Below are 22770 nucleotides of genomic sequence, written 5' to 3'. Positions count from 1 at the left end.
CCCCGATGCTGAAATCGTTGATATCCCGCTGGAAACGAGGCGTCTACCGGGTGTCTCAGCGGGTCGAGAACACCCCAATTCAGGACGTTCGAGGGGCCTGCGTCAGGAGGATTGGGAAACCTCAAACCTTTCTCACCCCCTCTGAAGTAGACCGCCTGGTCGACGATTACCTCGCTGGTCTCAGCGTCGGCTATCTCGCACAGAAGTATGGTGTGCACCGTGCAACAGTCTCGAAGCACCTCACCCGGAACAATGTCGTGCGCCGCCAGCACGGACTCACGATCGAGGATGCCGCTGAAGCAGTGAAACTGCACGGCGGCGGCATCTCGATACGCGCGATCGCCCGCACACTCGGCGCCGACCGAAAGCAGGTGCGCATCTCGCTAGTCACAGCTGGTGCAATTATCGCGAACGCTCGACCGTGAATTGAGATGAAGCCCCCACGACAAGCACACAGTCACGCTCGGGTCTGATGCTCGTTCAGGTGAGAGTGGAAATAAAACTGTAGGTCAGGTCACAAGTGAGCCCATATCCCTTTGCTCCCCGGCTTCGCATGACTTTGCCCGATCACTGAACTTGTGCTGGCCTCACATAGATACCCCTGGTAGTATCAGGACACGCATTACGATCACACAGTTTGGGGTTTCGAAATGATCAGGCAGTTCGCCCTTCTCGCAACAACCGCCCTGATGATAGGACTGGCTGGATGCACGACAGTCGCACCAGTCACAGAGAACGCCGACACGCCAGCCACGACGGAGGCCCCAGCCGAGAGCACGGTGGAGGAGAGCGCCGAGCGGGATTCCCCGGAAAGCGTGACCCTTCCGGAGGCTCCCCCTGCAGGCACCGACGCAGCGATCGCCTGGGAGGCTTTGATGGGCCCCGACGGCGAGTACCATGCCTCCGCGAGTTATCTCGCAGTCATCGAGAAATTCGGTGAAGTCGAACCTTATGTTTCGATCCGAGCTGCGGAGGATCGACACAGCAGCGCGCTCGTCAGACAGTTGGAACGGCTTGGCATCGAGGTTCCCGAAAACCCTTACCTCGGGAGGCTCCAGGCCCCCTCAGATCGAACGACGGCCGCCCGGGCGTGGGCCGACGGAGAAGTCGCGAACATTGCCATGTACGACACCCTCCTCGCTCAGACGGATGATGCCGCGCTGTTCCGTGTGCTCACCAATCTTCGCCGCGCTTCAGCCGATGTCCATTTGCCAGCGTTTCAGGCAGCCGCCGAGCAAGGTGGAACACTCACCCCGGAGCAAATGGCCGAGTTTCAGACCGGACGACCTTAGGGCCGATCATCCCCGGATTCATGACTGACACGCAGCCTGAACTCCGCAAGCGCATCAACCCCTCCGGTCGTATACGCGAGCCAATCGCTTCCCGCACCACGTGACTGCAGTTCCGCGAGGCGCTCCTGCCAGACGGCACCCAATGCCAGCGACGCTTCTTCGGTGGCGCCCTGGGACTTCAGCTCGCGCAACGCAGCCCATCGTCCCTCAGCATATTTCAGTGCGGGAACGGGCACACCTGACTTCGTGAAACTGCACACCGAGGCGCCGCCTGAGGCCTGCTCCATCGCGCCCATCGCCTCGGCAAGCAGTTCGCGCAGCACTCCCTCCGCGGTCGTCATCAGTTCCCACCCCTCACGCAGCCTGTAACTCAACAGTACGCTGTGAGACTGCCGCGCCCCGTGCAGCACCCGACGAGAACTCAATCACCACACGCCCCGACTCACATCGAATATTATCAATGCAAGCACGAACTCCGGGAGGCACGCATGACGGTCGACAGTGCGCGCCCGACGCGATCCGCGTCACCCCGAGACGACCTGAAGGTTTGGGCACTACTTGTGGTCCTGGCAGCAGTTTGGGGCGTGGTGTTTGCCGTGAACGAGGTGCTGTGGCCGTGGCTGCTTGGCGACCTCTTCCGGGTAGATCTCGCATCCACACTCGGCGCGGCCCTTGAGTTCTTTCTCTACGACACCGTCAAAATCACCTTGCTGCTCGTGGGGCTCCTGTTCCTCGTGGGCCTCGTGAACACGCAGATCTCACCAGAGAGGGTGCGCGGGGTGCTCACCGGCAAGGGGCTCTTCGTGGGCATCCTGCTGGCGGTGGCGCTCGGGGCAATCACCCCGTTCTGCTCGTGCAGTTCGATCCCGATCTTCATCGGCCTCGTCGCCGCGGGCGTTCCCCTCGCCGTGACCCTCGCCTTCCTCGTCTCCTCCCCACTCATTAGCGAGACAGGCATCATCCTGATGGGCGGCACCTTCGGGTGGGACATCGCCGCAGGCTGGGCCCTCGCCGGTGCGACCGTCTCGATCACGGTCGGACTGGTGCTGTCGCGTTTCAAACTTGACCAGTGGGTCGAGCCCTTCGTCTTCACCAGCCGCACCACGCAGCTCGCAACCGCTCAGAAGAGGCCCAGCATGCGTGACAGGGTGGACGCTTCATGGGCGGAGACCCGGCAGATAATCGTAAAGATCCTCCCCTACCTGGTGCTCGGCGTGCTCATCGGTGCCGCGATTCACGGGTGGGTGCCCGACGAGTTTTTCGCCGAGGTCGCGGGCCCCGAGAATCCGTTCTCGCTCCTCATCGCCACATTTGCCGGGGCCCCGCTCTATGCGAACCCGGCAGCGGTCGTGCCGCTCGCCTCAGCGCTCTTCACGAAGGGTGTCGCACTCGGTACCACGATGGCGTTCATGATGAGCCTCGTCGCGCTCTCCATCCCCTCACTCATCATGCTGCGCCGGGTCATGAAGTGGCCGCTGCTGGCGCTCTTCACCGGGATCGTGCTCGCCGCGATCTTCCTCATCGGCTTCATCTTCAACCTCATCCCGATCGCCTGATAGCCGCCCGAAGGCCATCGCGCCGACTGGCTGGCAGATCCACCCTCGAAAGGCCACGCACATGGACATCAAGATTCTCGGCCCCGGCTGCCGCAACTGCGCCACACTCGAGAAGCGCACCCATGAGGCTCTCGCTGAACTCGGGCGAGACGCCACCGTCACCAAGGTGACCGACTACGCCGAGATCGCCGCATACGGGGTCATGCAGACCCCCGCGCTCGTGATCGACGAGCAGGTCGTGGTCTCGGGCAAGGTCCCCGTGACGCGGGCGCTGCGCGAACTCATTGAGGCGGCCGGGTAATGGCGACACCTCGCGACCGACGTGTGCTCAATCATTCCCGGGGTCCGCTAAGAAGACTGGGCAGTGGGCGATCCCGCCCTCGCCTCCACCGACGAACTCGCTGAGATACGCGAAGATATCGCAGGCCGCGTGCGTACACTGCTCAACTCCCTCGCCTCAGACTGAAAGTGCAACCCAGACAAGACTACCGAACACCAGCCCACCGTACCCTTCGATTGCGTCCACAACGCGGGTCGTTCCCAAATGACTGCCGGTTGGCTGCGCGATCTCCCGGAGAGTCTGCCCAAAGCACGTCACCATACATGAAGGGGGCAGCAACCGATCTGGTTCCTGCCCCCTTGGTCGTTCAGGATTCAGCAGCAGGTCGAGGACGCCGTTCCGACCTGAACAAGCTGCGGTGCTGGCGCACAGCAGGACCCGCCAGCCGATTCCTCTGCAGGTGCGTCGAAGAGGCCGGCACCGCCGCACACTCCGGTATCTGGCAGAACAAGATCAACCCGCGCAGCCGCTGCGGTGTCACCTGCGATCGCCGCCACCACGCTGCGCACTTGTTCGAAGCCGGTGAGAGCGAGAAACGTCGGGGCGCGACCGTACGACTTCGCACCCACGATGCAGAAGCCCGACTCCGGCTGGGCAAGATCTGCCGCACCAGTAGCGCACACGGATCCACAGGAATGCAGGTTCGGGTCGACTTCAAGCGCGACCTTCGAGGGGGCCTGCAACCGCACATCGAGGTCGAGTCGAATCTCGGAGAGGAAGGACAGGTCAGGCCGGAACCCGGCTGCAACAAACACCTTGGCCGCACGGTCAAGGTGACGGCCGTCCTCTGCCGCAAGCTCAGCTTGGCCTTCACGCATCAGGATCTGTTCCGTGCGAAAACCAGCGACGAGGTCGACAATTCCGTCCTCGACGGCCTGCTTTGCCCGCTGCCCCAGCGCGCCGCGTTCGGGCAGCTCGTCTTCACTGCCCCCGCCGAATGTGTTCCCGACGGTGCCGCGCCGCAGCACCCAGGTGATGCGTGTATCTGGGTTGCGCTTCGCGACACGGGTGAGGGGCCTTGACCCTTGATTTTGGACATCTTGTTCACATAGTTATGCCGCGCTCTGAAGCATATCCGCCTCACGCCGCTCGTACTCGTTTGGTGCAATATTCCCGATCGCTGAATGCCTCCGCCTGGTGTTGTAGCGGTTCGCCCATCTGAACACCGCCCGATACGCACTCGCCTGATCAGCAAACGCGGCCCGCCCCTCAAGGAGCTCACGCTTGAGTGCCGCGTTGAACGATTCCGCAAGCGCGTTATCGGCAGACGAACCTACCTGCCCCATCGACTGGCGCACCCCGTACTGTGTACACAGCTGCCCATACGCTTTCGAGGTGTAGACCGAGCCGTGGTCGCTGTGAAACACAGCCTCTTGAAGACAGCCGCCACGCGCACGCCACGCAGCCGTGAGCGCATCAGTAACAAGTTCGGTGCGCATATGATCGGCCATCGACCAACCCGCAAGCTTGCGCGACCCCAAATCGATACAGGTCGCGAGATACAAGTTCGTGCCATCTTTAATCGGCAGATAAGTGATATCGCCCACATAGCGGCGCCCCGACTCGCCGGTACTGAAGTCACGATCCAGTAGATCAGGGAACTTCTCGTCGCTCTGCTCAGCGATCGTGGTCCTCACCCGACGCCGCAGCCGTATCCCTACAAGTTGATGCTCACGCATCACCCTGGCAACTCGCTTGTGGTTCACCCGTTCACCAGCAGACACCCCATCGTTAAGTTCGGCAGTGACTCGCGGCGCACCATACGCACGATCACCACCTTGTTCCGGGTCCTGCAATCTCCGAATACGAGCCGCCAACTCATCGTCGGCCGCAGCCCTCGCAGCTCGTCCTGCAGCGGCGTTGAGCCAGGCATAGAACGAGGACCTCGCGACGTCGATAACTTCACACAACCGCTTCACGCCCCAGACGTGCTTATGGTCTTCAACGAACTGGAAGCGGCTCACCAGTTCGTCTCTCCCGCGAAATATTTGGCCGCCTGACGCAGGATGTCACGCTCGGTGGTGAGCTTCCTAGTTTCGGCTTTCGCTGCCGCCAGCTGGGCCTCTAAGCGGCGAATCGTGAATTCTGGTGTGTCAGCACCTGTGGTGGTTGCTGTCGGCGTAGCAGGGGCTCGTTGCCCGGTCCCGTATTTCGCGACCCACGTGTCCAGGGCACTGCGAGAGATCCCAAGGTCTGTTGCAATCTCCTGCATCGTCTGCTCAGGGGTGGATTCGTAGAGGTCGACCGCTTTGCGCCGGAATTCCTCGGGGTAGTAGTTCTTTGCCATCTCTTAGATTCTCGCTCTCTTCCAACAGGAATGCAGGAAATCACGTGTCCAAGAACAAGGGGTAAGCCCCGTCAGCGAATGGCCCCGATCGATGGTGTACCCCGGGTTTCTGGCACCTCTACTGTTATCGACGGGAATCCAACGCTCGTTCTCGCTGCTGTGCACTCCTATGCGCTCGGACCAGGCCGCCCGCGATATTCGGAAGAAGAAGACCGAATACATTTCGGACGCTCACCAGCGCCAACGCATCGGTCAGATCGAGGACGCGTCACAAACAGCAGAGTTTCATGATGTGCTGCAACAAGAGGCTGATCTCACCGCTGGCCACGGCGTGCTCCGCTACACCGGCCTAGTCAGCGAGTCTGCAACGACCGCGGAAGAACTTGATGCTGCTGTCGCCGCGATCGAGCAGGCCGCGATCCAGGCGTCCTGTGAAACCCGGCTACTCGTTGGGCAACAGGCTCAAGCATTCACTGCTGCGGCATTGCCCTTGTGCCGCAACGTTTGAAAACTGAGCATTGGGCATGGTTCATCCAGAATCCTTATAGCAATCATTTTCATTACTCACAGTGTGCACACCACGCAACGGGAACCGCATGGTGCCTGTCGTTGCGTGGTGTGCATCACCTGAGGTTAGTGGGCTGTATTGGGGTGAGCCCCGCCTTCGACCTGCTGTTTGGCGTTTGAACTCTGGTGGAGGTGTTTCAAGAGTCGGTCGCCTTCGATATCGAGGTTGGGGAGCAGCTTGTCGAGCCACTTCGGAATCCACCATGCCGCTTTTCCAAGCACCGACATGAGCGCTGGAACAAGCGTCATACGCACGAGGAACGCGTCGACGAGAATGCCAACTGCCAGGGCGAGACCGAATTGTTTCACCATGCTGTCGTCGCTGAAGATGAATCCTGCGAACACGGACACCATGATGACTGCTGCTGCGACGACGACGCGGCTGGCCTGCTCAAATCCATGAATCACCGACTGTTTGCCTGCGCGCCCGTGTACGTGGGCTTCACGCATGGAGCTGACCAGGAACATTTCGTAGTCCATGGCGAGGCCGTACAAGATGCCGGTCACCATGATCGGTAGGAACGAGAGGATCGGGCCTGGCGTGTCGAATCCTACAATCTCTTTCAGCCAGCCCCACTGGAAGATAGCGGTCATAATGCCGAAGGTGGCACCGATCGTGAGCAAGAATCCGGCGGTTGCTTTGACTGGAATCAGCACCGACCGGAATACGACGAGCAGCACGAGAAGTGACAGCACCACGATGATGGTGATGTAGAGCGGCAAGACGCTTGCGAGTTTCTCTGAAATGTCGAGGTTGATGGCGGTGAGCCCTGTCACGCCGATGGTGGTGCCACTAATACCGGTGAGCGTGCCCGTGTCTTCACGCAGGGTATGCACGAGTGTCTTCGTTGCGTCATCATCAGCACCGGCAGTCGGGATCACCGAGAACAACGCCAGCGAACTATCAGGCGAAATGCCCATTGGGCGTACCGTTTCGATCGCGTCGCTTTGTTCAAGTTCGCTGGTGATGCCAGGCAGTTGGGAATCTGTGAAGCTAGTGCCGTCGGGGGCGTGGATCACGGTGACAAGGGGTGCGTTGTACCCGTCACCGAAGCTTTCGGAGACGGCGTCTGCTGCTTGGCGTTCGGTGGTGTCGAGGTTTGCTGTGGCACCGTTTGGCATGCCCAGGCTCATTTGCGTCATCGGGATTGCGGCCACACCAAGAAGGGCCACGACCGCAACGATCACTACCCACCTGCCCTTTACCAGTGCTGTCGCGTAGCGGTGGGCGAAGCCGTGGCGCTGTTCGTAGCTGCGCTTCTGCCCGCGAGTACGCGCTTTTGTGCTCAGGATTCGTTCGCCGATGAGCCCGAGAAGTGCTGGTAAGAGTGTCAATGCGATCAACACTGCACAGAGCACAGTTGCTGCCGCTACCAGCGCCATTGTGGTGAGGAACGAGATACCGATGAGGGTAAGGCCCCCGAGGGCGATGATGACGATGAGGCCTGCAAAGAGCACGGCGCTTCCTGCTGTACCTGCGGCCCTGCCTGCGGCTTCTTCTGCCGAAAGGCCCTCACGCAGAATCAGGTGGCGTTGCCGGTTCACGATAAAGAGTGCGTAATCTAGCCCGACGGCGAGCCCGATCATGAGGGCGAGTACCGGGGTGGCGCTGGTGAGTTCGATGCTCTGGGAGAGTGCGAAGGCTCCGCCGAGCCCGACCGCGACACCGATGATGCCGGTCACCAGTGGCAGGCCCGCCGCTCGAAGCGAGCCGAGCGTGAGCAAGAGTACGAGGCCCGCGACGAGTAACCCGAGCGCTTCATGGCCACCCAAGGGTGGTTCGTGTGGTTTCAGAGATTCCGTGGGAAGTGCCGTGAGCCCTGCTGTGTCGGCATGCTCGGATGCGATCGCAACGACGTCTTCGATGACGCCAGATGGCAGGTCTTCAACCTGTTCGGTGAACTGGATCTGCATGAGGGCAACAGCCCCGTCAGCTGACACGAGCACCCCGGGTGCAAGCATGCCCTGTTTCAGCAAGGCCTCTTGCATCATCTTTTCTTGCTGCTCAGGACTTGGCGGAGCATTCGGGGATGGCATCGGTGACTGCTCAGCTGATTGTTGTGGCAGCCCCGGTTGCTGCGCCTGTTGACCAGCTGTCGCTTGGGTGGGTGGGGTTGCTAATGCTGGGGCTTCACGGGCAACGACGTATTCGTTTTCAGAAATTTCTTTCATTGCCGCGCGAACCGCGTCTGCAGCTCCATCCTCATCAAGGCGTTTGCCTTCATCAGCGGTGAAGACGATGGTGCCCTGACCGCCAGAAGTTTCGGGAAACTCGGTGCGCAGCTGGTCGATGACCGTCTGACTTTGGGTGCCATCGATCGTGATTGCCGAGCTGATTTTGGCCCCGCTTGCAACAGCAAGGCCGAGCACCCCGCCAACGATGAGCAGCCAAGTGAGAATGAACACCCACGGACGCCGGTAGGAAAACCGTGATAAACGGTACAGAAATATGGACATCAAAAGCCTTTCTGGCATGCCGAGTAAACGTAGGGTGGGCCCCTACGTGCGAAGAGTTGAAAAATGGTGGGGTTAGAGACCGGCTCTGAGCTTTGAGAACACCTTCTCAACGAACTCATCGAGCGACGACTCCGACCCCGAAGACCCGGCTTCGATGAACGAAGTCAGTGCACCGTAGGCGGCTCCAACGATGATCGGAGCCGCAAACTTCGCCGCAGAATTCTTAGCTTGCGCCGTGACCACAGCCTGCGCAGTTCTACGAATTTCTGCGTGCACGTTCTCAACGAACGGCTGCAAAGCCGGATCTTTCCGTGCCAGGTCTCGCAGCTGGGTCAACAGGTCAAGCATGCCCCCCGAAAGTTGATGAAGCGCGAGTGCGCGCACCCACTCCAGTAGCGGGATGCCCTCGGGCATCTCCGGCAGCATGGCAATGCCGTCTTCTAACTGTTCAAGAGCGAGCGCTGCAACAGCTTCTTCTTTGCACGAGAAATAGTTAGCGAATGTACGCCTGGAAACACCGACCTGCTTGACAACGTCGTCGATGGTAAACCCATCCAGGCCACGTTCCTGGGTGAATTCAAACGCCGTGCGCGAAAGCGCGTGCGAGGTCTGTTTGCGTTTCTGGTCTCTCAACCCGGGTGTTGTCATACAGCGAGAGTAACAGCAACTTTGCCCATTGAGCAACTTTGCGCGTTGGGAAATGTTTAAACAGGTTTGCTGTCAAGTTGCGCGACCAAGCACACCTATCAGATCAGTGATCCAACACTCTTCATGGAGGAGGCCGTCATGCCTACTTTTTACGATCCAGTCGCCGATGCCAGTGAAGCCGCCGACGCGATGCGCGGGCTTGCCCATGCGAGCCGCAACTTCGAGCACCCACAAGACATGTACGGAGTGCTCGGCGATCTACTCGCTAACATACGCTCACTGCGGCAGGTGCTCGATCAGCTGGCTACTGCTCATGCTTCGACGCGATCACGCGCCTTCGACGATCACGGCAACCACCAAACAGGGGCAAGAGATGCTCTCGCAGCAGCTGACGAACTACATCAAGCCGCAATCTTCATTGACCAAGCGGAAGAGCACGTAAACGCTGGAGCATCAGCGGCAGCTCGAATCGCGTGGCATGCTGAGTCTCCCGCAGAACCCGCCACAGTCAAGCGTTGGGTGAGCATCTGCTTCTTACAGGGCGAAGACGCTGACGAAGTACTGCAACTGATCGATGACGAGGGCATCGATGCTGCTCTCAACCATCTCAAGAGCTGGGATTACGGCGACGAAAGCACGCAAGCCGCCTTAGAGAACGGGCATGTCTATGAGTCACCGCCGACGGGTCCATTGGAACGCGAAGTTCGTGACGGCGACTACGACATGACCTACAGTCACTCCTTCGGATATGTTGCCCTCTACCGGCAGCACGAGATCAGTGCCGAAGACGCCGTCGAGGATCAGCCCGTGCTCAACACGACTGCACGTAACTCTCAGCATGTTCATCACTCCTCGTGGTTTGAACATCCCGGAGTCGCCGCGGTGAAACGAGCGAGAGGGCTCGGGCTGTGAAACGCGATGAGCGTGAGCGTCTGCACACATCGGTGCTCGTTTCACCCGCGGCAGAAAACGTGGCCTTCGTAAGCAGCGGGTGAAAGCAGCGAAGCAGATTGAAGTCGCACAGCACCGGACCGAGCAGGCTGCAGCGCGCGAGAAATGGGAGGCGGAGCAGGCGGAGCGCCGATCCACCATATATTTACCCAACTCAGGAGAACCTGGCACTGCACAATTGCGATCGCCAGGCAGGTTCAAATTGCCGCGGCATCAAGACACGTCAGCAACGCTCGCTGGCGCGTACCCGTTTCTTGCCGAGGGTGGGCTCGGCTCCGACGGTGTATTCGTTGGCCAAGACCTCTACTCGGGTGGGTCCTTCGTGTATGACCCCTGGGTGCTCTACTCGCGCGGCATCATCACGGCCCCAAATCTCGTGCTCGCTGGCATCGTCGGGTCAGGGAAATCGAGCCTCGCAAAGAGCCTCTACACTCGATCGCTCCCATTCGGGCGGCGTGTCTACGTGCCGGGAGACCCGAAAGGTGAACACACTGCCGTCGCTGAAGCAGTCGGTGGGCGCGCGATCGTGCTCGGCCACGGACTCATCACGCGCCTCAACCCTCTCGACGAAGGCTACCGGCCCTCAGGAATAGGTGACGATGAGTGGGCAATTACAGTTGCCGCAAGGCGTCGTGACCTGATCGGAGCACTCGCAGAGACAGTGCTCGACCGGCCGCTCTCGCCGCTTGAACACACGGCGATCGATACTGCGCTGACAGAAACCGTGAGGCACAACACGGTACCGATCCTGCCAATGATCGTCGACCATGTACTTGCCCCCGACCAGGCGGCTGATAGTGATGGGCGGCTTGCCGAAGATGGCAGGCTCGTCGGGCACGCACTCAGAAGACTCGTATCAGGCGATCTTGCAGGGCTCTTTGACGGGCCATCGACGGTGCAGTTTGACCCGACGCTACCGATGATCTCGCTCGATCTGTCACGCGTTGCAGAGAACTCGACACTGATATCGGTGCTGATGACCTGCTCGTCAGCGTGGATGGAATCGGCGCTGCTTGACCCGAACGGCGGGCAACGCTGGTGTATCTACGATGAAGCCTGGCGGCTCATGTCACACCCGGCCCTGTTGAAGCGTATGGACGCGCACTGGCGACTTGCACGCCACTACGGCATCGCAAACATGCTCATCTTCCACAAACTCACCGATCTTGAAAACGTAGGCGACCAAGGATCAGCAATGCGTTCCCTCGCAAACTCACTGCTCGCGAACGCAGAAACACGGATCATCTACCGCCAAGAATCTGACCAACTCGGCGCTACTGCAAACGCGCTCGGACTCACCGGCACCGAACGGCAGCTTTTGCCTGGCCTCGGTGTCGGCCAAGGGCTGTGGCGTATCAAAGACCGCTCGTTCGTCTGCCAGCATCAGCTCCACCCCGCTGAACTTGAGCTTTTCGATACAACTGGGCGGATGAACACGCAGTAACGCACCAATTTCTGCAGTGCAAAGCCTTCCACGGCAGGCGACACAGCTCGGTGAATGCCGTCTGGGAAAGTAAGCGCACCTACGTCGCATGAGCATAAAGAACCCCCACTCGAACGTCACCGAAGCACCGTTGATTGAGCTGCCGCTTGCGGTCATCACTGTTGGTGGAATCGGTCACGTACACGTCACACTCGATGGTGCTGATTTTCCAGCTACCGAACCGGATGCTCCCTGGAGTCGAGCGCGGTTCGGTGAGCTGCTCGACGCCCTCACTCTGAACCGCACGCGAACTATTCGGGTTGAGGTGCGCGAGAGCGACGGCACCGTGTTCACCGACATTATTCACACCACACGCCCAATCATGTCTACACACATGCCTGCAGCCCCTTCGACGCCAGCACCGGTGTCACAGCGCGCACGGAGGGGCCGAATACCGCAGCTGCTCGAACTTGGTGGGGCCGGGTTCATCCCTGGCGAAGACATCACCGTCGCACTTACCATCAGCTCCGCTGAAAGTGATGCACGTGGTGTAGTGCGCGCACTGATCGATCTCGCCCAACTGGCCGAGTACGCAACCGAGGTGCTGTTGATCGGCAACATCTCGGGCCGAATCATTACCGAGCAGCTGCCATGAAACCAACGAACCGACAAGCTGGTGCGCTCGGAGACGAACTCACCAACATCATGATTGCAGCACTCATCGGAGTCTTCGCCCTCGCCCTCGTGCTGCGCGCAGCCGGAACAATCACGGCATTCATAATGAGCAGCGACCCACCACAGGTAGGTATTGCGGGCGGCGTGAACGTACTATTCACGCCTGGCCATCCCGGCACTGCGCTCGGAACTGAAGATCTGAACTCATTCGCGTATTGGATGGTCACAGCGATCATGCTCAGTGTTTTGGGCACTGTGACCGTCTGGGTGTGGAGCCTCTGGCGTCGGCATTCGCGCAAGATTGACACTGACCCGCGCAGGCTCGTTGGTGTTGCGACCACCCATGAGGTGCACACCGCGGCCTCTGCGAAGTCTCTGCTGCGCAGGGCCGGAACGCTTCGGCCATCGCTCGAACACCCGACGCCAGCAGATATCGGGTACCTACTCGGGCAATCTCGCGGCAAAGACGTGTGGGCGAGCGTTGAAGATTCAATCTTGCTCATCGGCCCACCCCGTTCAGGGAAAGGGCTGCACATAGTGATCCCAGCAATTCTTGATGCGCCCGGCGCAGTAGTAACGACCTCGACCCGGCCAGATAACCTCACCGCGACGCTGCGTGCACGAGAACGGATCGGCCCGGTGATGGTGTTTGACCCCCAACACCTCGCCGACGGCGTTGCCTCAGGGTTACGATGGTCGCCAATTCGCGGGTGCGAGGATCCGCTCACCGCAATGATCCGTGCCACCGGGCTCGCAGCAGCCACCGGACTTGGCGACGGCGGTGTTGATGGTGGCGGGTTTTGGGAAGGAAAAACCCGTGTCGCGCTCCAAGCACTGCTGCATGCTGCCGCACTCGATAATCGCAGCCCTGCTGAACTGTTTCGATGGACGCTCGACCCATCAGCTGCAGCAGACGCAGTCGCAATTCTGCACACCTCTTCACGGGCAGCGACGGGATGGGCGGACTCGCTGGAGGCGATGATCGAAGCAGACCCGCGCACCCGGGATTCCATATGGCAAGGTGTTTCACTCGCACTTGCGGCTCTGGCTGACCCGCGCGTGATGGATGCAGTGAGCCCTACAGAAGATGAAACATTTGACCCCGAAGTGTTCATTCGAAGCAAGGGCACCCTGTATTTGCTGGCTACCGGGGCCGGTGCTGGCAATAGCGCAGCGCTGGTTGCGGCACTCGTCGAGGATCTCGTGGAGATGTGCCGTCGTATTGCGGCACGATCACCCGGTGCACGACTTGACCCGCCGCTTCTGCTGGCACTCGACGAGATCGGCAATCTCGCACCGCTGCCCTCTCTACCAACGCTGATGGCAGAAGGTGGAGGCACAGGCATCACGACAATGCCGGTGTTGCAGTCGCTCGCGCAGGCGAGAGATAAATGGAGCGACGATCAGGCGTCCGCCATCTGGGACGCCAGCATCGTGAAGATCGTGCTCGGCGGCGCTTCAAACTCACGAGACTTGCAAGACCTCTCTACGCTCATCGGTGAACGGGACGAGTTCACCGACTCAGTGAGCCTTGGCGACTACGGCTCACGCACGAGCCAGCGTTCTGTGCGCCGTGTGCCGATCCTGCCGCCCGACCGTATCCGTACGATCCCGTTTGGCACCGGTGTTCTGCTGTTGCGTTCAGCCCCGCCCATCATTACCGACTTGCATCCGTGGCCCAAGCGCTCCGACGCGAAGGCTCTGCAACGAGAACGCAGCGAAATCGAAACGCTGCTGCTTAAACCTGCATCTGATGACTGAAACTCCCCGCGGGGGTGCTCGCGCACCTGCCTGATAGGAGCTACCGGCCTGGCGGCTTCCACTCAGACAGGAGAACAGTCCAATGACTATTCGCACACAGCAGTCGATCTCTGGTTTTATCGCCAGCGACCCGCAGCTCACTGAAACAGACCGTGGTGAAGCGCGATTTTATGCACGCTTCGGGCAAGAAAACTACCGGCACGAAAGCGACGGCACGTTCACGAAACTTGAAACAAGTTTCCACAACCTCGTCATATACCGTGCCACCGCCGAGCGGGCCTACGAGCGGTTCGTGAAAGGCGACAGCTTCGTCGCTGAAGGCTACTTGCATCCGTACAACTACGAGCGCGATGGGCAAAACCTCGAAGGTGAAGAGTTCGTCGCAAAGAAAATCGGGCACGACACCGCTCGCACACACTACAGCGTCGATCGCAGTTCTCGCAGTGGCGCGCACGACGTGCCGTCACGAGGGGAAAATAGAACGTTCGAAGCGCCCAGGCGGCGGCCAAGTAGCGATACTCCAGGCCTCGGTCGTTGAACGGGAATAGGGGCGTCTCTCATGAACGATCACACTGAATTCGATGACACTGCGGAGTCCAGCTTTTCTCCCGAGCCAGCTGCCGTGCCGCCGCACCCAATCAATTGGAACCTGCTGACAGCGCACGATCTGGAACAGGAGCTGTTGGTGCTCAACCGCTGGGTCAACTGGCTTCGCACGGAGTACGGGCTACCAGCGTCAGAAATACCACCGATGTGGCACCGGCACTCCGAGCTGCTTTGGGAGCTGTCTGCCCTGCATCTGCATTGGCTCTGCGCTTATGACCCGGAGCAAGACGGTTCAGCACCATTTGGGTGGCACCGCGACTTCTCTGACGCTCGTGTCAGGCTGCGGGATTGGGTTGCCGCAAGCGGCACTCGCCGAGATCGAGACCGGCCGACGCGGCAAACACCCTGGCCCGGCGAGGAACAACCTCCACAAATTGCAGAACAGGTCGTCACCGACCGTGACGCTGACTTTGTGCAGTTCGTTCTCGACCAGGTCGCAGCCCGCCAAGCCGCAGAAGATGCCTTCTTTGCAAGCATCGATTTGCACGCCAGTGAGGCAGAAGAGTGATGACTCCGAACTATGAACGAGTGACTGATCGACGGAGCAGAGAAGAACGTCAGCTCAGCATCCGCGCAGTGCACCGCGACACTCCTGATGTCGATCTCCTCACCGAGCTACTCATCCGTTTCTCCCTCCAAGATGTTGGGGCACGACGAACCACTGAATCAGGCGACCGCATATTCGAGGCCAAATCTGCGCGGTCGGCGTAGAATGAAGTTGTCTGCCGCTGCGGTAGATGTTGTGGCATTAAACCCTCGGGCAATAATTCGAGGCAAGATAACGTGGCCGATTCGGCTTAGTCCTACAGCCTTCGGGCTCTTCTCACGATCAACATTTGCAGTTGATGATTCTGCGGTGGGCACTTGTTACCCCACTTTGGAGAAGAGCCAATGACCATCACTGTTCCAGACAGGCAGCCGATCGATGATCTTGCGTACCCTTCGATCCCTTCGGGCGGAGCGGTTGCGGTCACGTATCTTCGTGTCTCAACCAAGGAACAGGCTGAGAAAGGTGGCACAGAGGAGGGCTACTCAATCCCCGCCCAGCGTGAAGCGAATCAGCGCAAAGCCGATGACCTTGGGGCGACCGTTGTCGCCGAATTTGTTGATGCTGGCGAATCTGCGCGCAAGGCAGACCGACCCGAGTTGATGCGGATGATCAAATACGTCGCCCAGCACCAGATCAACTACTGCATCGTGCATAAGGTTGACCGGCTTGCGCGAAACCGCGCCGACGACGTTGCGATCCATTTGGCGCTGCGTGATGCAGGGGTCACGCTCGTGTCGGCGAGTGAAAACATTGACGAGACGCCGTCGGGCATGCTGTTACACGGCATCATGTCGTCAATCGCAGAGTTCTACTCACGTAACTTGGCTACCGAAACGGTGAAGGGCCTCTCGCAGAAGGCCGCGCAGGGTGGTACCACGAACCGGGCACCGATCGGATACGTGAATGTCGGTGTGCGCGACAAGCGCGGCCGTGAGAATCGTACCGTTGAGGTAGATGTAGAGCGGGCAGCACACATCAAGTGGGCTTTCGAACGATTCGCTTCAGGCAGGTGGACACTCTCGCAGCTGCACCGAGAACTCGAACGCCGAGGGCTCACGACACTGCCGACACCGAAGCGGCCATCAAAGCCGATCAGCCTGTCGGGCTTGCAGCGCATCCTCACAAACCCTTATTACACCGGAGTCGTCAGATTCAAAGGCGCAACCTACCCGGGTGCGCACGAGGTGATCGTGCCGAAAGAGGTCTGGTATCAGGTGCAGAACGTGTTGGATTCGCACAAGTCAGCGGCCGACGCGACCCAAGTGCATGACCATTACTTGAAGGGCACCGTGTATTGCGGGCAGTGCGGTGAGCGGTTGATTATTGTCAACGCAAAGAACCGGCACGGCAAGGTCTACCCATATTTCGTATGCAACGGTAGGCATTCAAAGAAAACGAACTGCACGCGGCAAGCCGTGCTCATAGAAGATGTCGAACGGCTCATCGAGGCGTACTACGGGCGCATACAAGTGAGTGGCGAGGTGCGGCAGTCGCTTGCTGGCATGCTGCATGCCGAGTTCGATCGGTTGATGGCCAGCGAATCGGCTGAGCTTGCAAACCTTGCTGCCGAACGCGACCAGCTCGATGAAGAGCGCACAAAACTATTGCAGGCTCACTATGCGGGGGCAGTGCCGCTTGATTTGTTGAAACGGGAGCAGGGGAGGATTTCGAACCGGCTCGAAGATATTGAGCATCGCATTAACGCACATCACGAAGAGTACGCGTCTTCGCGTGAAAACCTTGAAGATTCACTCGCGTTACTCGCGAACGTGTCGCTGATCTATGGGCGCTGCGATGACGCGAACCGGAGAATCTGTAACCAGGCGTTCTTTCGTAAAATCTTCATCGATGAAGACGGGGAAGCGCGGGCTGAGTACCAGCGACCGTATGGGTCATTGTGTGATGCCGAACAGCAGGCGAACGCACTGAACTGGGCAGCGGCAGCAACAGATGCAAAAACAAAAAAGGGTGAGGTTCAAACCTTCACAAGACTGGATAATCTTGTCGAGGGTTTGAACCTCACCACTATGGGGTCCCTGACGCGCCACTTCGTGAACTTTGCCCCACGGCTCAAAACGTTGATAACACGGTGGAGACGAGGCGTCTACCGCACCTCGCAACGCCCTGGAACCACCCCGATTCGGGACTCTCGGGGCGAGGTCGTGCGGAGAGTTGGAACTCTTCAAACTTTTCTCACCGCCTCCGAGGCGACCACACTCGTGGAGGACTACCTCGCGGGAGCAACAGTCAACGAGCTTGCCGAGAGCTACGGCATTCATCGCGCGACGGTCTCTGCGCATCTGACTCGCCGGGGCGTGACGAGACGACCGGCCGGGCTCGGTGTCGAGGAAGCCGCCGAGGCAGTGCGACTTCATCAGGAAGGCTGGTCGATGCGCGCCATCGCGAAAACGATGGGCGTCAACCGGAAGACAGTTCGTGGCAATCTTGTTGAAGCAGGCATCAATTTAGGCAACGGGCGTGGGGAGTTCTCTCACTCGGCACACCCATCAGCTGTGGGATAAGTCTCCTCGAATTGCCCTGGTCGTCGCTACTGGAAGCGGAAGCCAAAGAGTCCGCCGTCCTCACCAGCGTCTGTCAAGATTGGATCGATAACGTAGTCATTCCGGTCGAACCCTTCGGCTTCGGCAGCTGTGAGGCGGTCTGAGTTGAGTGTGACAACGTATTGGAATCCGACGGTGTCAGCAAGGCGCGCTCCGATATTGAGACAGGAGGCAACTTGTCGATCATCCATTGAGTCAAACAAAAGGCTGTCGTGTACGAGAATCCGAGGAGCACGGCCAGCTTTGATGGCCATCACTATGCAAACAATGTCGAGGAGGAAGGTCTTCACGCCTAGGATTCCGGCTGATGCGTCGCCATCAATCTTGGGGACAACCTTGAGGACACCTTTATTTGTTGCTTCGATGAGCAAGGATACTTCGCGGTCGTCGTATATCTCCTCGCCAAGCTGCTGGAACAAGGAGATGGCCTCTTCCAGGGGCTTCTCGCGTTCGGCGATTTCGGTTCGCACGCTGGTCTCTGCGTCCGTCATCATCGAACGAAGACGAAGCCCCGTGTCGCTTACTGACTGTGCAAGTTCCAACCGCCGCTCTAGGTCTGCAATGACAGCATCTAGCTCTGAAAGTTCCCGCTCGGCTGTGCGGAAAGTCTCCAGCGCCATTGAATCATTGAGCAGGTTCATCACAGCGGCCCGGCGCTGGTCGAGCACCCGACGCTCACTCTGAATTGATCCGAGCCTCTCAACGACAGCCGCCAGTTCAGACTGAAGATACATCTGACGATTACGTACTACGGATGCGTGGAAGTCTGATACCTCGTCAAATCGCCGAGCCACGGTATCAGGGAGAACGATGCCGATCTCGGCATACATCGCCTCCAGATGCTTTGTTACCTCAGCGCTTGGTGACGCTGGGCTCGCTTCCTGCATTGCAAGCTCTAGGTCGCGCTTTCGTTGCTCCAGCGCCAAGCCCTCGTCATTTAGGTCCCTGATGGCGTGGGTGAGATTATCGGCTTCCGTCTGGTGTTCAGCATACTGTTCATCAATACGGAACCCTGACAGGTTTGATTCGAGGCGCGACCGACGCTGTCGTGCTTGAGCTAGGCGTGCGCGCAACTCTGCCTCGTTCAGTGTTATGGAACCGAGGGCCCCATCGGAGATCGCCTTCTTAAGTGCCTTGCGGTTCTTCTCTAGCGCGGCGACTTCTCCGGCTTTAGTGAGGATCTCAGGAGAAAACCCCAGAAGGTATCCGATTCTTGCGCCTGATTCCCAAGAGGACTCCACGGCAAACGTCTTGAGCGGATCCGAGAAATAGTCTCGAACAAGTTGGCCGACAAGCTGGCCAACGGTGGGGCGAGTCGAGTCTTCAGGGAGCCCGAAAAGCCGAGCGACATCTAACTTCCACTCGTCGTTGCTGGCGACCACACCATCAACCTGGACTTTCGTGCGCGGTGACACTGGTCGTTCAATTCTACTCGTACTGGCGGAATCATCCATTTCCAGGTCGGCCCAAAAGGAAAACTGACTAAGTTTGCTGGATTTGAGACTGTCGTCGATGTTTCCACCAAGTAGGTATCGAAGAATACGTACGAAACTGGTCTTGCCAGCACCATTTCGGCTATCTCCGAGCTTCGACTCCGCTGTCTTATCTGCCAGCAGAATATTCATACCTTCGTGAAAGCTCAGTTTTTTGAAACGGCCATCGGAGGAGCCGAGATCATGCAGGAACATGACACCTCACCAACTGTCCGGATTCATTCCATGTGACCGCCCGTACTGCAAATAGCATAGACAGCGTCATGGCGAACCAGTCAAATGTGATCGTGCCGCGATCATCCCTTGATCGCGCGTCTTTCGAGAATCTCTCCCACAATCCCGAGACAGTGGTGGGCGATGAACCCAGCAGGGACAGTAACGTAGCACCTACTGTCAATAGAGCGCGCTCGGGACCGATTCCTTTAGTTGGGAGCAGCATCGCTAAGCTCACCCCCGGAATAGCCCAGAGGAGGTTCTTCGAATATGTCACACGAATCGAAGAAATATGCTGTAACGGCGTAGACCGCGTTTGCGCGTTTCGTGGACATGTCGAAGTCTTGCCCGCCTAAGGCACCGTATATGTATCTCACTATCTCGCGCACGTCAGTAGTCGTCTGTCGGGCTTCTTGGTAGATCGAGCGGAAGCGTTGCGCCTTCGCATCCCGCAGGGCGGGATCAGTCTGCTCAGCGAACCACTTATCGATACGAGGGGACAACAACCGCCCCTCATTGAACTCTGCCCTAGTCGTCTCCGGGAGTCTATTGAAGTCCATCTTGGTGGAAGGGACGGGCCTGATCGGGTCGAGGAGGTCATCGACTTGCCCATTGATCGCCGTGAGAGACTCGATAAGCTCAACGAGATCGGCAAGCTCCACATCCTGTGCGTGCGGGACACCCGGCATGATCTCATCTAGCTGGGCTGGCGTGAGTTTATCGACCGCCTTCCACCATAGATCATCAGGCGCTCTCCAGAGTTCCAGAATCAGTGGACGCTCGGTGCCCTCTTCATGCCGCTTTCGCAAGGCGACCAAGCTCGAGGTCGGGGTAGGACCAAACTGGGAGTTAGTCACAAACCGCCACATCGTGAAGGTTGGCCAATTGGAGCACCCTCGGGCGAAGTCTGCTTCCAGTTTATCTTTGGTCTTCTGGTCAACTCCCGTAGTGGCGCGCTGGCCATAGCAGGCATAGAGGATGGAGCCGTTCTCGGCAAGTCCGTCGCAGCCGCCATCGCCGAGGGTTCCCATAGGATCGGGATTCAGATAGTCGTCGTGTAGGCGTGCCAGCACGCCTGTCGCGTATCCCTCAAACGTCTCGCCCGAAGCGCGGCACCGAAGGTCATGCTGCGCTCGGTACCAAGCCTTCCAAGCCGAATCGATCATGGCTACGATGCCTCCTCTCCATCATGATTGGCATCAACGTCGTGATCACAATCTTACCGGGCCAGCAGGCTGGCTGCCCCGAGAGCCAGGTAGTGTCGCGAGCGTCTCACCCCCGTCACGGCTTCGGACCGTGAATACGACGAGACCTGCCTTACCAAGATGCCCGCGCGCACTCTGCGCACCAACGAGGCGAGATAGGCCTCAGGTGGCTTGAGAGTGCTTCAGCATGGGGGAATGAGTCCAGTCACAGGCTGGTCCCCATTGTTGTACCGGCGGTGCCGTTTGACGGGTTGATCTCCATCTCACCGACGCAACGGCGATGACGTCGGGTCCGCTCACGGATGCGTGCCCGTATGAGCCTGACAACGCTGATAGGGCCGAGCCAGAGCATCTTGAAGCCGGACCACAGGCAGATGAGGACGGCGACGTTGAGCCCTCCGGGTGCTCCGTTCTCGATGATGCGGGCGAGCCACAGGGCGATGCCGAAGAACGGGATGGCGAGGAGCATGGCGGGAATGCCCCACTTGAGTCCTTCGCGGGCGTACACGCGGTCACGAATCTTGTTCGTGGGCATGTAGCGGCGCAGGTAGTCGCTGATGGCGATGCTGACGGCGAGTAGTAGGCGGATCACGGGGGTCTCCTCGTCATAGCGCGGCGAAAGACGCCGGTAAGGCAGCTATGAGTTGAGTGCCCCGTGTGGGGCGATCCCTTCGGGACCACGGAGATTGGTGAACCTGCCTCGTCTCTTACTGTACGCCTAGCATGTGACGTGGGGAACCCTTTGCGGGACATCACTACGTACCTGGTCGGTGACCTTCAAGTGAGAGGAACCGGCCATGGCTACGGTGGCAGACCAAGTACGCGATGAGCGCACGGCGCGGATCATGCTGTCGATGATCGCTGATCCCGACGACGCGATGACAGGCGCGGTGGTGTATCAGGTCGGTGGCGTCGAGACGCTACGTCTTCTTGAGTCCGATCTGCGTGTGCCCACACTGGGTGAGACTGAAGTGCAGGTGTGGCGCTCCCGGTTAACTCCGCACTTGAACCTGGGCGTGCTCGCCACGGCGGACGCCCATCAGCAACGCAGACTGACCACGCTGATCTACTCCGACGAGCATTGGCCGAGGTCTCTGGCTGATCTTGGCCCACGCCAGCCCTACCTCCTGTGGACGAAGGGCGCTACGTCGCTGCTGTCTGGGTCGTTGGCGGATCGGGTGACGATCACCGGGTCACGCGCGGCGACACGCTATGGGGAGCATGTTGCTGGTGCTCTTGCCGCTGACTTGTCCGATGAGGACCGAGTAATCGTGGCTGGGGGTGCCTACGGGATCGAGGGTGCGGCCCATCGTGGGGCGCTGGCTGCTGGGGGTCACACTGTGGCGGTGCTGGCTACCGGAATCGACCAGCGGTACCCGTCGAGCAACGCGACGATGCTGAACACCATCGGCGATGTCGGACTGCTAGTGACCGAGCTTCCCCCAGCGACGCCGCCGAAGCGACCGTTCTTCCTTGCCCGCCATCGAGTCATGGCCGCGCTGTCCGGGGCCAGCGTGGTCGTTGAAGCAGCCCACCGTTCCGGGGCACGCAACCTCGTCAACGAAGCCGCCGCGCTGGGGCGGCCAGTGGGCGCTGTGCCCGGCCCGGTGACCAGCGCCGCAAGCTACGGACCCAACGACATGCTGCGGCAAGGGACCGCATCGGTGGTCGCTCACGCCAGCGACGTTCTCCGCCTGCTCGATGACCAGACCGTGCCGGTGTCCCGTCCGACCACAGCCAATGAGTTTGCCCCGACCAGTCGGAGGTCCGAGCCTCCGGTGCCAAGACTGTAGGTGCAGCGATGACGACCATGGGAAACGCTGATTTCACGGTCGAGCATGCGGTGACTGTCTATACGAAGCCGGACTGCGTGCAGTGCGACGCCACCAAGCGAGCCCTGAACAAGCACGACATCCCTTTCATCGAGATCAACCTGAGTGACAACATGGAAGTGCTCGACAGGCTCAAGGCAGCCGGGTGGATGCGAGCCCCCATCGTTGAGACTGCCGACGGCGAGACGTGGTCCGGCTTCCGCCCTGACAGGATTCGTGATCTCGCGTCCCCAAAAGCGTCATGGGCGTCGAGCGCTGAGTGGTCTCGGTCGCCCGCTCCAAGTCGCCACTCTGCACCTGCTCTCTGAAGGATCAGGAACGTTCCGATCCGATGCGGCGTTGGGTCTCGCGCC

General features: G+C 59.5%; 24 protein-coding genes. 15 read left to right on the top strand and 9 right to left on the bottom strand.

Annotated features, from left to right (window positions below; translation table 11 throughout):
* Positions 1–5 precede the first annotated feature (5 nt).
* Both IDL90_RS11325 and IDL90_RS06835 read left to right on the top strand, forming a co-directional pair.
* Entirely contained in the window at positions 6–425 is a 420-nt protein-coding gene (locus IDL90_RS11325; RefSeq protein ID WP_223175242.1) for a hypothetical protein, read from the top strand.
* A 225-nt stretch (positions 426–650) separates the two neighbouring features.
* On the top strand, positions 651–1292 hold the full coding sequence (locus IDL90_RS06835) for a hypothetical protein (protein WP_187994874.1): 642 nt from the start codon (positions 651–653) through the stop codon (positions 1290–1292).
* Here IDL90_RS06835 and IDL90_RS06830 read toward each other — a convergent pair.
* Positions 1289–1633 (bottom strand): hypothetical protein, encoded by a 345-nt coding sequence (locus IDL90_RS06830; protein ID WP_182141167.1) that lies wholly within the window; start codon positions 1631–1633, stop codon positions 1289–1291. The genes IDL90_RS06835 and IDL90_RS06830 overlap by 4 nt on opposite strands.
* A gap of 147 nt (positions 1634–1780) precedes the next feature.
* Here IDL90_RS06830 and IDL90_RS06825 point away from each other — a divergent pair, with 147 nt between their 5' ends.
* Both IDL90_RS06825 and IDL90_RS06820 read left to right on the top strand, forming a co-directional pair.
* Positions 1781–2848 carry a permease gene (locus tag IDL90_RS06825; RefSeq protein ID WP_187994873.1) on the top strand — a complete coding sequence of 356 codons (1068 nt, stop codon included), beginning with the start codon at positions 1781–1783 and terminating at the stop codon, positions 2846–2848.
* 61 nt (positions 2849–2909) lie between these two features.
* A complete protein-coding gene (locus IDL90_RS06820) occupies positions 2910–3149 on the top strand; it encodes a thioredoxin family protein (protein ID WP_182141169.1) in 240 nt (79 codons plus the stop codon).
* A 353-nt stretch (positions 3150–3502) separates the two neighbouring features.
* On the opposite strand, the gene IDL90_RS06815 is transcribed toward IDL90_RS06820, so the two are convergent.
* Positions 3503–4156 carry an NAD(P)-binding domain-containing protein gene (locus IDL90_RS06815; protein ID WP_223175241.1) on the bottom strand — a complete coding sequence of 218 codons (654 nt, stop codon included), beginning with the start codon at positions 4154–4156 and terminating at the stop codon, positions 3503–3505.
* Positions 4157–4240: 84 nt separating this feature from the next.
* A protein-coding gene (locus IDL90_RS06810) for an IS3 family transposase (RefSeq protein ID WP_187994872.1) occupies positions 4241–5475 on the bottom strand; the annotation gives its coding sequence in 2 pieces (ribosomal slippage) (positions 4241–5166 and positions 5166–5475; 1236 coding nt in all).
* A gap of 7 nt (positions 5476–5482) precedes the next feature.
* On the opposite strand from IDL90_RS06810, the gene IDL90_RS06805 reads away from it, so the two are divergent.
* Positions 5483–5983 (top strand): SCO6880 family protein, encoded by a 501-nt coding sequence (locus IDL90_RS06805; RefSeq protein WP_316930307.1) that lies wholly within the window; start codon positions 5483–5485, stop codon positions 5981–5983.
* Between the two features lie 125 nt (positions 5984–6108).
* Here the strand turns inward: IDL90_RS06805 and IDL90_RS06800 are convergent, their stop codons facing one another.
* Entirely contained in the window at positions 6109–8499 is a 2391-nt protein-coding gene (locus tag IDL90_RS06800) for an MMPL family transporter (protein ID WP_182141171.1), read from the bottom strand.
* A gap of 72 nt (positions 8500–8571) precedes the next feature.
* Positions 8572–9147 carry a TetR/AcrR family transcriptional regulator gene (locus IDL90_RS06795; RefSeq protein ID WP_182141172.1) on the bottom strand — a complete coding sequence of 192 codons (576 nt, stop codon included), beginning with the start codon at positions 9145–9147 and terminating at the stop codon, positions 8572–8574.
* A gap of 138 nt (positions 9148–9285) precedes the next feature.
* Between IDL90_RS06795 and IDL90_RS06790 the strand changes: the two genes are divergently transcribed.
* From IDL90_RS06790 to IDL90_RS06755, 8 genes are all read left to right on the top strand, one after another.
* Positions 9286–10059 (top strand): hypothetical protein, encoded by a 774-nt coding sequence (locus IDL90_RS06790; RefSeq protein WP_182141173.1) that lies wholly within the window; start codon positions 9286–9288, stop codon positions 10057–10059.
* A gap of 79 nt (positions 10060–10138) precedes the next feature.
* Positions 10139–11542: an ATP-binding protein gene (locus IDL90_RS06785; protein ID WP_259349495.1), complete on the top strand. Its 1404-nt coding sequence runs from the start codon at positions 10139–10141 to the stop codon at positions 11540–11542.
* An 88-nt stretch (positions 11543–11630) separates the two neighbouring features.
* Complete coding sequence (locus IDL90_RS06780; protein WP_182141174.1) at positions 11631–12176, top strand: hypothetical protein; 546 nt, start codon at positions 11631–11633, stop codon at positions 12174–12176.
* Positions 12173–13957 (top strand): type IV secretory system conjugative DNA transfer family protein, encoded by a 1785-nt coding sequence (locus IDL90_RS06775; protein ID WP_182141175.1) that lies wholly within the window; start codon positions 12173–12175, stop codon positions 13955–13957. Before IDL90_RS06780 ends, IDL90_RS06775 begins: the two co-directional genes overlap by 4 nt.
* Before the next feature lie 82 nt (positions 13958–14039).
* A complete protein-coding gene (locus IDL90_RS06770) occupies positions 14040–14495 on the top strand; it encodes a single-stranded DNA-binding protein (RefSeq protein ID WP_182141176.1) in 456 nt (151 codons plus the stop codon).
* A gap of 21 nt (positions 14496–14516) precedes the next feature.
* Positions 14517–15071, top strand: coding sequence for a hypothetical protein (locus IDL90_RS06765; protein ID WP_182141177.1), 555 nt, complete (start codon positions 14517–14519; stop codon positions 15069–15071).
* A gap of 20 nt (positions 15072–15091) precedes the next feature.
* The gene (locus IDL90_RS06760; RefSeq protein WP_316930302.1) at positions 15092–15274 is read left to right on the top strand and encodes a hypothetical protein; all 183 of its coding nucleotides are present in this window, start codon (positions 15092–15094) and stop codon (positions 15272–15274) included.
* A gap of 180 nt (positions 15275–15454) precedes the next feature.
* Positions 15455–17635, top strand: a complete 2181-nt coding sequence (locus tag IDL90_RS06755; protein WP_223175240.1) for a recombinase family protein — start codon at positions 15455–15457, stop codon at positions 17633–17635.
* 26 nt (positions 17636–17661) lie between these two features.
* Here IDL90_RS06755 and IDL90_RS06745 read toward each other — a convergent pair whose 3' ends face one another.
* The 4 genes from IDL90_RS06745 to IDL90_RS06735 form a co-directional block, all read right to left on the bottom strand.
* Positions 17662–19362: an ABC-three component system protein gene (locus IDL90_RS06745; protein WP_187994871.1), complete on the bottom strand. Its 1701-nt coding sequence runs from the start codon at positions 19360–19362 to the stop codon at positions 17662–17664.
* Positions 19349–19606, bottom strand: a complete 258-nt coding sequence (locus IDL90_RS11705; RefSeq protein WP_316930301.1) for an ABC-three component system middle component 6 — start codon at positions 19604–19606, stop codon at positions 19349–19351. Before IDL90_RS11705 ends, IDL90_RS06745 begins: the two co-directional genes overlap by 14 nt.
* The gene (locus IDL90_RS06740; protein ID WP_262509094.1) at positions 19590–20546 is read right to left on the bottom strand and encodes an ABC-three component system protein; all 957 of its coding nucleotides are present in this window, start codon (positions 20544–20546) and stop codon (positions 19590–19592) included. The genes IDL90_RS11705 and IDL90_RS06740 overlap by 17 nt, the downstream gene beginning before the upstream one ends.
* A 244-nt stretch (positions 20547–20790) precedes the next feature.
* A complete protein-coding gene (locus IDL90_RS06735) occupies positions 20791–21177 on the bottom strand; it encodes a sulfate permease (protein WP_187994870.1) in 387 nt (128 codons plus the stop codon).
* A 205-nt stretch (positions 21178–21382) separates the two neighbouring features.
* Between IDL90_RS06735 and IDL90_RS06730 the strand changes: the two genes are divergently transcribed.
* Positions 21383–22378, top strand: coding sequence for a DNA-processing protein DprA (locus tag IDL90_RS06730; RefSeq protein ID WP_187994869.1), 996 nt, complete (start codon positions 21383–21385; stop codon positions 22376–22378).
* Between the two features lie 8 nt (positions 22379–22386).
* A complete protein-coding gene (gene nrdH / locus IDL90_RS06725) occupies positions 22387–22725 on the top strand; it encodes a glutaredoxin-like protein NrdH (protein ID WP_262509093.1) in 339 nt (112 codons plus the stop codon).
* Positions 22726–22770 lie beyond the last annotated feature (45 nt).

It is taken from the genome of Schaalia sp. JY-X159 (genome assembly GCF_014525425.1).
Classification (GTDB): domain Bacteria; phylum Actinomycetota; class Actinomycetes; order Actinomycetales; family Actinomycetaceae; genus Scrofimicrobium.
This window is presented reverse-complemented; position numbering and strand designations above follow the sequence as displayed.

Bases quoted from the DNA above. Each gene is read 5' to 3' on its own strand.
- IDL90_RS11325 (WP_223175242.1), top strand. From the start codon at position 6: ATGCTGAAATCGTTGATATCCCGCTGGAAACGAGGCGTCTACCGGGTG.
- IDL90_RS06835 (WP_187994874.1), top strand. From the start codon at position 651: ATGATCAGGCAGTTCGCCCTTCTCGCAACAACCGCCCTGATGATAGGA.
- IDL90_RS06830 (WP_182141167.1), bottom strand. From the start codon at position 1,633: ATGACGACCGCGGAGGGAGTGCTGCGCGAACTGCTTGCCGAGGCGATG.
- IDL90_RS06825 (WP_187994873.1), top strand. From the start codon at position 1,781: ATGACGGTCGACAGTGCGCGCCCGACGCGATCCGCGTCACCCCGAGAC.
- IDL90_RS06820 (WP_182141169.1), top strand. From the start codon at position 2,910: ATGGACATCAAGATTCTCGGCCCCGGCTGCCGCAACTGCGCCACACTC.
- IDL90_RS06800 (WP_182141171.1), bottom strand. From the start codon at position 8,499: ATGTCCATATTTCTGTACCGTTTATCACGGTTTTCCTACCGGCGTCCG.
- IDL90_RS06795 (WP_182141172.1), bottom strand. From the start codon at position 9,147: ATGACAACACCCGGGTTGAGAGACCAGAAACGCAAACAGACCTCGCAC.
- IDL90_RS06790 (WP_182141173.1), top strand. From the start codon at position 9,286: ATGCCTACTTTTTACGATCCAGTCGCCGATGCCAGTGAAGCCGCCGAC.
- IDL90_RS06780 (WP_182141174.1), top strand. From the start codon at position 11,631: ATGAGCATAAAGAACCCCCACTCGAACGTCACCGAAGCACCGTTGATT.
- IDL90_RS06775 (WP_182141175.1), top strand. From the start codon at position 12,173: ATGAAACCAACGAACCGACAAGCTGGTGCGCTCGGAGACGAACTCACC.
- IDL90_RS06770 (WP_182141176.1), top strand. From the start codon at position 14,040: ATGACTATTCGCACACAGCAGTCGATCTCTGGTTTTATCGCCAGCGAC.
- IDL90_RS06765 (WP_182141177.1), top strand. From the start codon at position 14,517: ATGAACGATCACACTGAATTCGATGACACTGCGGAGTCCAGCTTTTCT.
- IDL90_RS06755 (WP_223175240.1), top strand. From the start codon at position 15,455: ATGACCATCACTGTTCCAGACAGGCAGCCGATCGATGATCTTGCGTAC.
- IDL90_RS06745 (WP_187994871.1), bottom strand. From the start codon at position 19,362: ATGTTCCTGCATGATCTCGGCTCCTCCGATGGCCGTTTCAAAAAACTG.
- IDL90_RS11705 (WP_316930301.1), bottom strand. From the start codon at position 19,606: ATGCTGCTCCCAACTAAAGGAATCGGTCCCGAGCGCGCTCTATTGACA.
- IDL90_RS06740 (WP_262509094.1), bottom strand. From the start codon at position 20,546: ATGATCGATTCGGCTTGGAAGGCTTGGTACCGAGCGCAGCATGACCTT.
- IDL90_RS06730 (WP_187994869.1), top strand. From the start codon at position 21,383: ATGGCTACGGTGGCAGACCAAGTACGCGATGAGCGCACGGCGCGGATC.
- nrdH (WP_262509093.1), top strand. From the start codon at position 22,387: ATGACGACCATGGGAAACGCTGATTTCACGGTCGAGCATGCGGTGACT.